The following is a 13,500-nucleotide window of genomic DNA, read 5'->3' on the forward strand; positions in this document are numbered from 1 at the left end:
GGAACCGTAATTGGCCAGGAAGAACGTCCTCATCGTCGGCGCGGGCGGCGTCGCGCAAGTCGTGGCGCATAAGGTGGCGCAACGGGCTGCGGAATTCGGCGACCTGCACATCGCCAACCGCACCCAGGCCAGGGCCAATGCGATCATCCGGACGCTGCGCGACAAGGGCCATGACATGCCCTTCACCAGCCATGCGCTGGACGCGATGGATGCGGGCGCGGTCGAGGCGCTGATCCGTCAGGTGGGCGCCGGGATCGTGATCAACGTGGGTTCGGCCTTCATCAACATGACGGTGCTTGAGGGCTGCATCCGCGCGGGCGCCGCCTATATCGACACGGCCATCCATGAAGACCCTGCCAAGATCTGCGAGACGCCCCCCTGGTACGGCAACTATGAATGGAAGCGGCGCGAGGACGTGGAAAAGGCCGGCATCACCGCCGTGCTGGGGGCGGGGTTCGATCCGGGCGTGGTCAACGCCTATGCCCGCTTGGCCGAGGACGAGTATTTCGACAAGATCGACAGCATCGACATCGTGGACATCAATGCGGGTTCCCACGGCCGCTGGTTCGCCACGAATTTCGATCCCGAGATCAACTTCCGCGAATTCACCGGTACCGTCTATTCCTGGCAGGGCGGCGAATGGCGCGAGAACAGGATGTTCGAGGTTGGTCGCGAATGGGATCTGCCGGTCGTGGGCAAACGCAAGGCCTATCTGTCCGGCCATGACGAGGTGCACAGCCTGTCGGCCCGTTACAAGGATGCCGATGTGCGCTTCTGGATGGGCTTTGGGGATCACTATATCAACGTCTTCACCGTTCTGCAGAACCTGGGCCTTTTGTCCGAACAGCCCGTGACGACCGCCGAGGGTCTGGAGGTCGTGCCGCTGAAGGTGGTCAAGGCCGTGCTGCCCGACCCGGCCAGTCTGGCCCCCGATTACCAGGGCAAGACCTGCATCGGCGATCTGGTCAAGGGCAGCCTGGACGGCAAGCCGGGCGAGGTTTTCATCTACAACGTCGCCGACCACCGGGACGCCTTTGCCGAGGTCGGCAGCCAGGGCATCAGCTACACGGCGGGCGTGCCGCCGGTCGCCGCCGCCATCCTGATCGCACGGGGCATCTGGGATGTGAAGCGGATGGTCAATGTCGAGGATCTGCCCGCGCGCCCCTTCCTTGAGCTTTTGGGGGAAATGGGCTTGTCCACGCGTGTGATCGACGCCGAGGGCGACCACCCGATCTGATCTGTCCCGGATCTTGCGCCATTTGACAGTGATCCGGAACAGCCGGGTCATCCTTTGCGTTCGGGGCCATGCCAGTGACGGGGGGACAGGGTCGTGGCCGAAAAGAAGTACATTTTTCCGGGATTTCGCGGAGACAGCAGCGGCGCCAGCAGCCGCGCGGCCAACTGGGCGATCATCGGCATCTTTCTGATCATGGCCTTTGCGGCGATTGCCGCCGGGCGTGATTTCCTGATGCCGGTGACGCTGGCGCTGCTGCTGTTCTTCGTATTCACCCCCATCCGGCGTCTGGCCCGTCGGCGCCGCATCCCGGATGCGCTGACGGCTGGGGTGCTGACGCTCAGCCTGATCCTGGCCATCGCCCTGATTGCCCTGGCGGCCAGCGGACCCATCAACCGGGCGGTCCAGAATCTGCCCACGATCCAGTTTCAACTGGAACAGAAGTTCAGCGAACTGCGCGAATCCTTTTCTGGTCTGGAGGAGGCCGCCAAGCAACTGGAGGAGGCCCAGACAACAGATCCCGACGGCGACCCCGCGCCCGTCGTCACCGTCCAGGAGGCCGGCGAAAGCCCGCTGACCACCGTGATGCGCTGGACGCCGACCATCATCGGACAGATGATCTTTACCCTGTTTCTTTTGTTCTTCATGCTCGCCTCGGGCGATCTTCTGTATCTCAAGATCGTGCAAAGCTTCGATTCCATGCGCGAAAAGCGGAATGCCTATCTGGCGTTGCGCCAGATCGAGGATTCGCTGGGTAATTATCTGGGCGCCATCACCATCATCAATGCCGGTCTAGGGCTGGCCATTGGTCTGGCGATGTATGCCTGGGGCCTGCCGGGCGCGGTGCTGTTCGGACTCAGCGGCTTTGTGCTGAACTTCATCCCCTATCTGGGTGCCATCGCGGGGGTCGCTCTATCCGGCGTGGTGGCCCTGGTGGTGATGCCAGGGATCTTCTGGCCGATGATGGTGGCCGGCAGCTATCTGCTGCTGACCTCGCTCGAGGGGCAATTCATCACGCCCTATTTCGTGTCGCGCCGCCTGCAGATGAACACGGTGGTGGTGTTTCTGGGGGTGGCGCTCTGGGCCTGGCTGTGGTCGGTCTTGGGCATGATCATCGCTGTGCCGGTTCTGGTCGTCCTGCGGGTTCTGGCCGATTATATCCCTGGCTGGGAAAAGTTCGGCAACTTCCTGGCAGGCGAGGCGCCGCCGGTCATCGAGGATGAGGACGAGGAAGAAGCGCGCGACATCGTCGAGGCAGGGGCCGAGGCCGAGGACGAGCCTGCGGCGGCCCAAATGACCGCCGAGGTCGTCGCCAGCGAACCCGCCTCCAAGCCGATCTAACTTTTTCAAAGGGCAGAAAACCTTTCCAGGCGCCCTTGGAAAAACGGTCGCCATGCCGTATCCAGCGCCAATGTGCGCGATGGTATACCGTCGCCAAGGACGAAAGGATCTGTTGGATGATCGAAACCCGTTATACCCAGCGTCACGGCTTGGAAGTCGCTCGGGAACTGGCTGATTTTGTGGAAACCCAAGTCCTGCCCGGCACCGGTGTCGATGCGGACCGGTTCTGGTCGGGCTATGCCGAACTGCTATCCGAATTCGGCGCCGAGAACCGCGCGCTTCTGGCCCGTCGGGCCGAGCTTCAGGACCGGATCGACGCATGGCACAAGGCCAGGGACAACCAGCCCTGGGACACGGCGGCCTATCGCGCCTTTCTGACCGAGATCGGCTATCTGGTCCCCGAACCCGCACCTTTCCAGATCGGCAACGGCCGGATCGACCCTGAAATCGCCGAGGTCGCCGGCCCGCAGCTTGTGGTTCCGGTCAGCAATGCCCGCTTTGCCCTGAATGCCGCCAATGCGCGCTGGGGATCGCTTTATGATGCGCTCTATGGCTCGGATGTCATGGGACCGCCCCCGGCGGGCGGCGGCATCGACCCGGCCCGCCGCGACGCCGTCGTGGCCCGCGCCGCACAGTTCCTGGACGAGGCTTTCCCCCTGACCGGCGGCAGCCATGCCCAGGTATCCGGATACCGCGCCGATGCGGACGGCCTGAAGGCCACGATCGAAGGATCCGAGGTCGCGCTGCGCGATCCCTCGGCCTATGTCGGACGCCGGATCGAGGGTGGGGATACCGCGCTGGTGCTGCGTCACCACGGGCTGCATGTCGAACTGATCATCAACCCGGATCATCCGATCGGCGCTGCCTCGCCCTCTGGCCTGCGCGACGTGGTTCTGGAGGCGGCACTGACCGCCATCCAGGATTGCGAGGACAGCGTCGCGGCGGTCGATGCCGAGGACAAGGTGGCCGTCTATGCCAACTGGCTGGGCCTGATGAAGGGCGATCTGACGGATACCTTCGACAAGGGCGGAAAGCAGATGACCCGCCGCCTGAATGCCGACCGCGAGGTCACGCGTCCGGACGGCAGCACCATCACCCTGCCTGGGCGGGCGCTGCTGCTGGTGCGCAACGTCGGCTTGCTGATGACCACCGACGCGGTGCGCCTGAACGGCGAGGAAACGCCCGAGGGGCTGATGGACGCCGTGGTCACGACCGCCTGTGCCATCCATGACCTGAAAAAGACCGAAGGACCGCGAAACAGCCGCGTGGGCGCGGTCTATGTCGTCAAGCCCAAGATGCACGGTCCCGACGAGGCGGCCTTTGCCGACCGCACCTTTACCAAGGTCGAACGGATCCTCGGCCTGCCCGCCAACACCGTCAAGCTGGGCCTGATGGACGAGGAACGCCGCACAAGTGCCAATCTGGCGGCGACCATCCACGCCTTGCGCAACCGGTTGTTCTTCATCAATACCGGTTTTCTGGACCGCACGGGTGACGAGATTCACACCACCATGCAGGCAGGTGCCTTTGCGGGACGCGATGCCACGCGCCGGTCGGGCTGGCTCAAGGCCTATGAGGACCGCAACGTGCGGATCGGCCTGAATGCGGGCCTGCGCGGGCGTGCGCAGATCGGCAAGGGCATGTGGGCGAAACCGGATGCCCTGGCTGAAATGGTGCAGACCAAGATCGGCCATCCGCAATCGGGCGCCAACACCGCCTGGGTGCCCAGTCCGACCGCTGCGACGCTGCACGCGCTGCATTACCACATGGTCGATGTCGCCGCGCGTCAGGACGAACTGTCAGGCCAGCCGGTTCCCGATCTGGACCTGCTGCTGACCCCGGCGCTGATGAGCGACGCCCCCCTGTCGCAGGACCAGATCCTGCGCGAGGTGGACAACAGCGCCCAGGGCATCCTGGGCTATGTGGTCCGCTGGGTCGATCAGGGCATCGGCTGTTCCAAGGTTCCCGACATCGACGACGTGCCGATGATGGAAGATCGCGCAACCTGTCGCATCAGCGCGCAACTGCTGGCGAACTGGCTGGAACAGGGCATCGTCACCCGCGATCAGGTCGAGGATGCGCTGCGCCGCATGGCGTTGAAGGTGGACGAACAGAACGCGGGCGATCCGAACTATGTGCCGATGGCCCCGTCCTATGACGGCCCGGCCTTTCAGGCCGCGCGTGATCTGGTGCTGACCGGCACCACGCAGCCCTCGGGCTATACCGAGCCCGCACTGCACGCGCGGCGGCGCCAAGCCAAGGCGATGCGGGGCTGACCGGACAGACCGGTCAACCCACCGCCCAGACGGTCCGGCCGAGCCTCATCCCTCGGCTGGGCTTTCCTGGACCAGCACGGTCTGGAACGCCGGCCGGGCGGAGTTGCGGCTGCGGACGCGCCGCGATCTGCACAGGACAACCCTCCGGTGCGGATGGTCCGGTCCCGTCCGGCGGTGCGCTGAATCACCGGAACAGAGACGGGGGAAATGTCTTTTTGCCAGGGAAAATGAATCGCAAAAGCATCGGGTTGAAATAAATTCCTGCTTCAATGCTGTGAAAAGAACTTGCCAATATCAAAGTCCGGCTGACATGCCATCCTTGATTTATAATGACAGAAGATGGAGTCGTATCTATATTTAAGAATAATGGGCTATGATAAGAATTTTTGTTCTTTAATCCGCAGATTTGATGTATTTTGAAAATATAGTCTTTGGTGCCGCTGTGGGCGGATTAAAGGGAGAGGTTTATGGCACGCTTGATGTTGACGGCTCGTTACAACGGTCTCGATGACTGGCCCGGTCGCCTCCTCGAAGCCGAGGGCGCCACGATCTTCAATGCGCGAACCGCCACCAGCTTTGTCTTCACCTATCCTGCGGGTCATGATTTCGCCGGATTCAGGGTCGCGGTGACAGGAACCGGCTTTGCCTATTCCGACGGAATGCCGACGGCGGGCAATATTGCGCGGGTGGTGGTCAGCAGCAGCACCGGCCAGCCGGTTCTGACATTCGACAGTTTCCCCACCAATACGCTGGCCAGCGACCTGTCGCAATTCGCGGCAAGCGTGTTCGGCGCGCGGAATGCCTTGGGCATCGGTCCCCGCCCAAATGGCGAAGGCGCCTGGAGCATGCTGCTGTCTGGAGCCGATGTGATCAACGGCACCAACGGCAACGACCGGCGCAGCGTCGAAGGGTTCAATTCGGGGAATGACCGGTTCAATATGCTGGCAGGCGACGATAGCGTGGCGGGCGGGATCGGCAACGACACCATTTTCGGCGGCAGCGGCTTTGACGAGATCAGCTTTGAGCGGACCACGCACAGTGTGGGCGATTCCGCCTTTCGCGGCATCAGCGTCAACATGGCGACCGGCAAGCTGATCGACTGCTGGGGCGGAACCGACACATTTTTCAGCATTGAGAGGATTATCGGATCCCGCTTCAACGACGTCTTCATCGGCAATGCCGACCGCAACGATTTCGCCGGGCTTCGCGGCAACGATGTCTTTAACGGCGGCGGCGATCATCGCGACAGGGTCCGCTATGGCGACGATTATTGGCAGGGCGGTCGGCAGGGGATCGTGGTCGATCTGGAAACCTCGAATATCGGCGGGGTCATCCGCGGCACGATCCGCGACGGCTTCGGCAACCGCGACACCGTCATCAATATCGAGCGCGTTAACGGCACGCGCTATAATGACGTTTTTGTCGGATCAAGCGAACGCAATGCCTTTGTCGGGGCCGAGGGCCGCGATGTCTTCAACGGCATGGGCTCAAGGGACGCGATCAGCTTTGACGTCGGCTATACCGGCGTCGCACAAACCGGGATCGTGGTGAATCTCAGGCTTGCCGCGAACCAGATCCGGAACGATGGTTTCGGCAATATCGAGACGGCTCTGTCGATCGAGGATATTTGGGCCAGCGAGCAGAACGACCGCCTTATCATGAATGGCGCGGACAATTTCGTCTTCGGCAGGGACGGCGCCGATACGATGACGGGTGGCGGCGGCAACGACACCTTTGCCTGGGAAGACGGCGACGAATTCGCCAGCGGCGATCGCATCACGGATTTCATCGCCACCGGTGCGCCGAATATCGACCGTCTGGCCTTTGCCGTCGATGCATTCGACAACATGACAACGACGCTTCGCCTGGTGAACGGGGCTTCGGCGACCTCGGCTGCGGGAATAGGCCAGTTCGTGTTCAATTCCGCCAACGATACCCTGTTCTGGGATCGGAACGGCAGCGCGGCTGGCGGTGTCGCGGCGGTCGTCGTGCTGACCGGCGTGAATGCCCTGACGTCAGCGAATTTCGACCTTTTCTGAATGACCTTGGTGCCAGCCGGCAATCGCATGACCGGCTGGCACCGGGCCATCGTCCCGTCACGTCTAGTTCTGGAACTCCAGTTGCCGGATGATCCACAGGGAAATCACCGTCGCCACCGCCCCCGACAACAGATAAAGGCCCGCCGCAAACAGCCCCAGCGTGGTGGACAAATAAAGCGCCGTCAGCGGCGCCAGCCCCGCCCCGAACAGCCAGCCAAAGGCGGACGCAAAGGCGGAATCGGTGTATCGGTTGCGCTTGTTGAACAGCGACGCCACCGCCCCCGACGACTGCCCGAAGCTGAGGCCCAAAATCACGAAGCCCAGGATCATGTAGATCGTTTCGCCGGTCTTGCCGCCTTGCAGCAGCAAGGGCGCCAGCAGGCTGAAGACGCCGATGGCAATCGCCCCCCAGAGCAGCATCCGGCGGCGTCCCAGCCAGTCCGACAGATAGCCGGACAGGACGATCGAGATCAGGCCGAAAGCCGCACTGACCGCCGTCAGGTTCAGAAAGAAGGTCAGCGTCTCGTCGGTATAAAGGAACACCCAGGACAGCGGGAACACCGTAACCATATGGAACATCGCAAAGCTGGCCAGCGGCACGACCGCACCCAGAGCGATGCTCCTCCCGTCGGCGCGAAACGACTCGCGGATGCCCGAGGGCTGAAGTTCGCGCGATTCGAACGCTTCCTGAAACTCGGGGGACGCAACGATGCGCAGCCGCGCGAACAGCGCCACCACGTTGACCGAAAACGCCACGAAAAAAGGATAGCGCCAGCCCCAGTCCAGGAAATCCTCGGCCGACAGGTTCGAGACCAGATAGGCGAACAGCAGCGCGGCCACGATCAGGCCGATGGGGGCGCCAAGCTGCGGGATCATGGCGTAGAAGCCGCGCTTTTCCTTGGGCACGCTCAGCGCCAGAAGCGAGGCGAGGCCATCCCAACTGCCGCCCAGGGCAAGGCCCTGCCCGATGCGCAGCAGCGCCATCACCACGATCGCCCATTCGCCAAGTACGGCATAGGACGGCACAAGCCCCATCGCCACCGTCGAGGTGCCCATCAGGAACAGGGCCAGCGTCAGTTTCGTCACACGGCCATGCCTGCGGTCGATCATCATGAAGATCGCGGTGCCGATGGGCCGGGCCACAAAGGCCAGAAGCACCATGAAAAAAGACAGCAGCGTGCCCGTCAGCGGGTCCACAAAGGGAAACAGTCGCGCCGGAAACACGATCACTGCAGCAATGGCGAAAACGAAGAAGTCGAAGAACTCGGACGTTCGCCCAATGACGACGCCCACCGCGATGTCGGAGGGCGAGACGTGATCGTCGTCGGCATCCCTGCGGGAATCGGGATGGACGGGAGTTTCGGAAGATGTCACCATCGTGTGAACCGCTCCGATTGGGCCCGAAGGCGTGATGCACAGAAAGCGCGGCATTCCCAGGGAACCCGCCCGTTTCGCTACAGATGCATTATAACGCATTCTGGGAATACGCGACAAATTGTCTTATGTAACGGACAAGACAGGGAATTTATCTGCGCCACAGGGAATGGCACCGGCCATTTCCGCACGTCTTCGCTTTCCGGGGTCCAGGGTCATGACACATATCGGAAAACGGCTTTTCTGGCTTGCGCCGATCCTGGTTCTGGCGGGGTGCGAGGCGGTTGTTCTGTCCCCGGCGGGCGACATCGCCGCCCGTCAGGCCACCCTCTTGGTGCAATCGACCCTGCTGATGCTGATCATCATCGTTCCGGTGATGGCACTGATCGTGTGGTTCGCCTGGCGGTATCGCGCAAGAAACCGCGCTGCCAGCTATCGACCCGATTGGGATCATTCCACCAAGCTGGAACTGGTGATCTGGGCGATCCCTTTGTTGATCATCATCTGCCTGGGCGCGCTGACCTGGGTGGGAACGCATCTTCTGGACCCGTACCGACCGCTGGACCGCATCAGCGAGGATCGGCCCGTGGGCGACCGGACGCCGCTGCGGGTGCAGGTGGTGGCGATGGACTGGAAATGGCTGTTCATCTATCCGGGACAGGGCGTGGCCACCGTGAACCAGATGGCCGTGCCGGTTGACCGCCCCGTGCAGTTCACGCTGACCTCGGCCTCGGTAATGAACGCTTTCTACATTCCGGCCATGGCGGGCATGATCTATGCCATGCCGGGGATGCAGACGACGCTGCATGGCGTCTTCAACGAGGCGGGGGAATACCAGGGGCTTGCGTCGAACTATTCGGGAGCGGGCTTTTCGGGAATGCGGTTCAGGGCCCATGCGCTTGACGACGCAGGCTTTGATGCCTGGATCGCCGAGGCCCGGGCCAGCGGACAAGACCTGGACCGAACCCGTTATCTGGAGCTGGAGAAGCCCAGCGAAAATGTGCCCCCCATGGCCTTTGCCAACGTCGATCCGCAGCTTTTCCCGCGCGTGGTCAACATGTGCGTCGAGGACGGCCGCATGTGCATGGCCGAGATGATGGCCTATGACGCCAAGGGCGGGCTGGGGCTGCCGGGCGCAGCCAATGTGGCGGCGCTGCCCGATACAGGGGCTCGCGGCACCCCCCGCCCGGTTCTGGGCCTGCCGCCTTTCCAGGTCACGGGCATCTGCAATGCCGAGGACGAGACCCGGATGCTGGCAGGTCTGCCCGCGTTGCAGGCCGGGCCTCGCGACCTCTCGCCGCTGCGCGGTCAGGGGCTGGCCCAGCCGGGCCAGGTTCGTGACTGGCTGGCGCCGCATCTGAACCCGAACCGGCTGACCCAGACCGCGCCGCAACCCGGCGCTGACCAGAACCTTTGACCCGGAGTGCGCGATGGCGATTCCCGCTGACATTCCCACCACTTTCCTGTTCGGACGGTTGAATGCCAATGCGATTCCGCAGGATCCGATCATCTGGGCCACATTCGTCGTGGTCGCCATAGGCGGCGCAGCCATCCTGTTCCTGCTGCACAAGTACCGGCTATGGTCCTGGCTGTGGAGCGAATGGTTCACCTCGGTCGATCACAAAAAGATCGGCATCATGTACATGGTGCTGGCGCTGGTCATGTTCGTGCGCGGATTTGCCGACGCCATCATGATGCGCCTTCAGCAGATGCTGGCCCACAACGGGTCCGAAGGCTATCTGAACGCGCACCATTACGATCAGATCTTCACGGCCCACGGGGTCATCATGATCTTTTTCGTGGCGATGCCCTTCGTCACGGGGCTGATGAACTATGTCGTTCCCTTGCAGATCGGTGCGCGGGACGTGTCGTTCCCGTTCCTGAACAACCTCAGTTTCTGGATGACGGTCGGCGGCGCCGCCCTGACCATGATGTCGCTGTTCGTGGGCGAATTCGCGCAAACCGGCTGGCTGGCCTTTCCACCGCTGTCCGGCCTCGGCTACAGCCCCTATGTGGGCGTGGACTATTACATCTGGGGCCTTCAGATCGCCGGTGTCGGGACCACCTTGTCGGGGATCAACCTGCTGGTGACCATCATCAAGATGCGCGCGCCGGGCATGACCATGATGCGGATGCCGATCTTCACCTGGACGGCGCTTTGCACCAACATCCTGATCGTCGCGTCGTTTCCGGTGCTGACGGTGACGCTGGTGCTGCTGACGCTGGATCGGTATGTCGGCACCAATTTCTTTGCCGTCGATCTGGGCGGCAATCCGATGATGTATGTCAATCTCATCTGGATCTGGGGCCACCCCGAAGTCTATATCCTGATCCTGCCGCTGTTCGGCGTCTTTTCCGAGGTGGTGGCGACCTACAGCGGCAAGCGGCTGTTCGGCTATACCTCGATGGTCTATGCGACGGTCTGCATCACCATCCTGTCCTATATCGTCTGGCTGCACCATTTCTTCACCATGGGGTCGGGGGCCTCGGTGAACTCGTTCTTCGGGATCACCACCATGATCATCTCGGTGCCGACGGGGGCCAAGATCTTCAACTGGCTGTTCACCATGTATCGCGGCCGCATCCGGTTCGAATTGCCGATGATGTGGTCGGTGGCCTTCATGCTGACCTTTGTGATCGGCGGCATGACGGGCGTCCTGCTGGCCGTGCCGCCGGCTGATTTCGTGCTGCACAACTCGCTGTTCCTGGTGGCGCATTTCCACAACGTCATCATCGGCGGCGTGCTGTTCGGGCTGTTCGCGGCGATCAATTACTGGTGGCCCAAGGCCTTTGGCTTCACGTTGGACGTGTTCTGGGGCAAGGTCAGCTTCTGGTTCTGGGTGGTCGGCTTCTGGGTGGCCTTCGCGCCGCTGTATGTCCTGGGCCTGATGGGCGTGACGCGCCGGATGCGGGTCTTCGACGATCCCAGCCTGCAGATCTGGTTCACCATCGCCGCATTCGGCGCGGTTCTGATCGCCATCGGCATCGCCGCGATGTTCGTGCAGTTCGCCGTGTCGATCCGCCGCCGACATGAACTGCGCGACGAGACCGGCGATCCCTGGGACGGACGCACGCTGGAATGGGCGACCTCGTCGCCGCCGCCCGCCTATAATTTCGCCTTCACGCCCGTCAGCCACAGCCTTGATACCTGGTGGGACATGAAGCGGTTCGGCCAGACACGGCCCCGCGCGCCCCATATGGCGATCCACATGCCCAGGAACACCGGGGCGGGGGTCATCATCGCGGGCCTGTCCACCCTCTGCGGGTTCGCGCTGGTCTGGTACATCTGGTGGCTGGCCGCGCTGTCCTTCCTCGCTATCATCGCGGTCGCGATCCTGCATACCTTCAACTATGACCGCGACTACGATATCCCTGCCGAAGAGATCAGCGCGACCGAGGAGGCGCGCGACCGGCAGCTTGCCGGGGCGGCGCCTTCGCAGGAAAGCCGGGACGGGCCCGGCCGCCCGATTGCACAGGGGGCCTGATCCATGAGCATGTCCACGTCCAAGGCCCCCGGCGAATTCTGGGAAATCGAAACCCATCACCATCACGAGGGTGCGTCGACCAGCATCGGATTCTGGGTCTATCTGATGAGCGACTGCCTGATGTTCGCGGTCCTCTTTGCCGTCTTTGGCGTCCTTGGCGGCGCCTATGCGGCAGGGCCAGGGCCGCGCGACCTGTTCGACCTGGAACTGGTCGCGCTCAGCACGGCCTTTCTGCTGATCTCGTCGCTGACCTATGGCTTGGCGATGCTGGCGATGGTCAGGAACGACCGGTCCGCCACGATGCGCTGGCTTGGGATCACGCTGGTCTTCGGCCTCGCCTTCTTGGGGGTGACGATCTATGAATTCAGCCATCTGATCCATATCGGCGCCGGGCCGCAGCGGTCGGCCTTTCTGTCGGCCTTCTTCACGCTGGTGGGAACGCATGGGCTGCACGTCGCCTTTGGCTGCTTGTGGCTGGTCACGCTGATGGTGCAGGTCGGCCAACGTGGGCTGGTCGATGCCAACCGCCGCCGCCTGTCCTGCCTGTCGATGTTCTGGCATTTCCTGGATGTGATCTGGATTGGCGTTTTCACCTTTGTCTATCTTCTGGGAGTGATCCGATGAGCTCGATCGAGGCCCAGGGCGACCGCCACCGTGCCGAACGCCGCGCCGAGGCGCATGGCGATCATCACGACGACGGACACGACCATGGCACAGTGAAATCCTATCTCACCGGCTTCGTGCTGTCGGTGATCCTGACGGCCATCCCCTTCGGCGTGGTGATGGGCGGCGGGTTCGAGGACCGGCTGCTGACGGCGGCAGTGGTGGTCGTCAGCGCCGTGGCCCAGGTGATCGTGCAGATGGTCTATTTCCTGCACATGAACACCCGCAGCGACGAAGGCTGGACCTTCATGGCCCTGGTCTTCACGCTGGTCGTGCTGGTCATCATGATCGCCGGGTCGCTGTGGGTCATGTACCACCTGAACACCAACATGATGCCGCAGATGAACCACGAGGCCCTGGGCCTGGGATCGTGACCGCCGCGCGTCGTCCCGCCGCGCTGCTGGCGGTGGCGGGGATGGTCTTTGCCCTTCTCGGGTCGCTGGGGATCTGGCAGGTGCAGCGCCTGGCATGGAAGTCCGACCTGATCGCGCGTGTCGAACAGCGTCTTGCCGCCCGTCCGGTTCCTCCTCCGCCGCCGTCCGAATGGGCGGAACTGACGGTCGACGATGCCGAGTATCGCCGCGTCACGGTATCGGGGGAATACCTGCCCGAAAGCGACGTGCTGGTGCAGGCCGTGACCGAACGCGGCGCTGGTTTCTGGGTCATGACACCGATGGTGACAGGGGACGGCTGGCATCTTCTGGTCAACCGGGGCTTCGTGGCTGCCGACCGACGCGAGAGCCGCCCCCTTCCGCCCGGTCCCCAGATCGTGACGGGGCTGTTGCGGATGACCCAGCCGGACGGCGCCTTTCTGCGCGCCAACGACCCCGCTGCGGGCCGATGGTATTCGCGCGACACGGCGGCCATCGGGGCCACGCTGGGCCTGCCCCGCATCGCCCCCTATTTCATCGACGCCGCCCGCAGGGGCGAAGCCCAGCCGATCGGCGGTCTGACGGTGGTGGCCTTTCGCAACAACCATCTGGTCTATGCGCTGACCTGGTTCACGATGGCGGGCGGGGTGGTGGTCCTGACGGCCTGCGCACTGCGCCGCTAGGACAGTCCGGCACAGTCCGGCACAGGCCCCGGCG

At 63.1% G+C, this 13,500-nt stretch carries 10 protein-coding genes; 9 read left to right on the forward strand and 1 reads right to left on the reverse strand.

The genetic code is table 11. The features are described from left to right. The first annotated feature begins 10 nt into the window (after positions 1 to 10). The 4 genes from EYE42_RS13975 to EYE42_RS13990 all read left to right on the forward strand — a co-directional run bounded on the left by EYE42_RS13975 (position 11) and on the right by EYE42_RS13990 (position 6,890). The gene (locus EYE42_RS13975) at positions 11 to 1,237 is read left to right on the forward strand and encodes a saccharopine dehydrogenase family protein (protein ID WP_130991932.1); all 1,227 of its coding nucleotides are present in this window, start codon (positions 11 to 13) and stop codon (positions 1,235 to 1,237) included. Between the two features lie 93 nt (positions 1,238 to 1,330). Continuing rightward, positions 1,331 to 2,575, forward strand: coding sequence for an AI-2E family transporter (locus tag EYE42_RS13980; RefSeq protein ID WP_246020819.1), 1,245 nt, complete (start codon positions 1,331 to 1,333; stop codon positions 2,573 to 2,575). Positions 2,576 to 2,691: 116 nt separating this feature from the next. Further along, positions 2,692 to 4,851 (forward strand): malate synthase G, encoded by a 2,160-nt coding sequence (locus tag EYE42_RS13985; protein WP_130991933.1) that lies wholly within the window; start codon positions 2,692 to 2,694, stop codon positions 4,849 to 4,851. Between the two features lie 467 nt (positions 4,852 to 5,318). Continuing rightward, the gene (locus EYE42_RS13990) at positions 5,319 to 6,890 is read left to right on the forward strand and encodes a calcium-binding protein (RefSeq protein ID WP_130991934.1); all 1,572 of its coding nucleotides are present in this window, start codon (positions 5,319 to 5,321) and stop codon (positions 6,888 to 6,890) included. A gap of 63 nt (positions 6,891 to 6,953) precedes the next feature. Here the strand turns inward: EYE42_RS13990 and EYE42_RS13995 are convergent, their stop codons facing one another. Continuing rightward, complete coding sequence (locus EYE42_RS13995) at positions 6,954 to 8,267, reverse strand: MFS transporter (protein WP_130991935.1); 1,314 nt, start codon at positions 8,265 to 8,267, stop codon at positions 6,954 to 6,956. 214 nt (positions 8,268 to 8,481) lie between these two features. Between EYE42_RS13995 and cyoA the strand changes: the two genes are divergently transcribed. Genes cyoA through EYE42_RS14020 form a run of 5 tightly spaced genes read left to right on the forward strand, consistent with a single transcriptional unit; the run spans position 8,482 to position 13,466 of the window. Further along, positions 8,482 to 9,681, forward strand: coding sequence for a ubiquinol oxidase subunit II (cyoA, locus tag EYE42_RS14000; RefSeq protein ID WP_130991936.1), 1,200 nt, complete (start codon positions 8,482 to 8,484; stop codon positions 9,679 to 9,681). A gap of 13 nt (positions 9,682 to 9,694) precedes the next feature. Beyond that, positions 9,695 to 11,749: a cytochrome o ubiquinol oxidase subunit I gene (gene cyoB / locus EYE42_RS14005; RefSeq protein ID WP_130991937.1), complete on the forward strand. Its 2,055-nt coding sequence runs from the start codon at positions 9,695 to 9,697 to the stop codon at positions 11,747 to 11,749. 9 nt (positions 11,750 to 11,758) lie between these two features. Then, positions 11,759 to 12,373, forward strand: coding sequence for a cytochrome o ubiquinol oxidase subunit III (gene cyoC / locus EYE42_RS14010; protein ID WP_425466570.1), 615 nt, complete (start codon positions 11,759 to 11,761; stop codon positions 12,371 to 12,373). Beyond that, positions 12,370 to 12,786, forward strand: a complete 417-nt coding sequence (cyoD, locus tag EYE42_RS14015) for a cytochrome o ubiquinol oxidase subunit IV (RefSeq protein ID WP_130991939.1) — start codon at positions 12,370 to 12,372, stop codon at positions 12,784 to 12,786. Before cyoC ends, cyoD begins: the two co-directional genes overlap by 4 nt. After that, on the forward strand, positions 12,783 to 13,466 hold the full coding sequence (locus tag EYE42_RS14020; RefSeq protein ID WP_246020821.1) for an SURF1 family protein: 684 nt from the start codon (positions 12,783 to 12,785) through the stop codon (positions 13,464 to 13,466). The genes cyoD and EYE42_RS14020 overlap by 4 nt, the downstream gene beginning before the upstream one ends. Positions 13,467 to 13,500 lie beyond the last annotated feature (34 nt).

It is taken from the genome of Paracoccus subflavus (genome assembly GCF_004310345.1).
Taxonomy (GTDB): domain Bacteria; phylum Pseudomonadota; class Alphaproteobacteria; order Rhodobacterales; family Rhodobacteraceae; genus Paracoccus; species Paracoccus subflavus.

Coding starts and splice junctions, on each gene's coding strand:
- cyoD (WP_130991939.1), top strand. CDS start 12,370: ATGAGCTCGATCGAGGCCCAGGGCGACCGCCACCGTGCCGAACGCCGC.
- cyoA (WP_130991936.1), top strand. CDS start 8,482: ATGACACATATCGGAAAACGGCTTTTCTGGCTTGCGCCGATCCTGGTT.
- EYE42_RS13985 (WP_130991933.1), top strand. CDS start 2,692: ATGATCGAAACCCGTTATACCCAGCGTCACGGCTTGGAAGTCGCTCGG.
- cyoC (WP_425466570.1), top strand. CDS start 11,759: ATGTCCACGTCCAAGGCCCCCGGCGAATTCTGGGAAATCGAAACCCAT.
- EYE42_RS13995 (WP_130991935.1), bottom strand. CDS start 8,267: ATGGTGACATCTTCCGAAACTCCCGTCCATCCCGATTCCCGCAGGGAT.
- cyoB (WP_130991937.1), top strand. CDS start 9,695: ATGGCGATTCCCGCTGACATTCCCACCACTTTCCTGTTCGGACGGTTG.
- EYE42_RS13990 (WP_130991934.1), top strand. CDS start 5,319: ATGGCACGCTTGATGTTGACGGCTCGTTACAACGGTCTCGATGACTGG.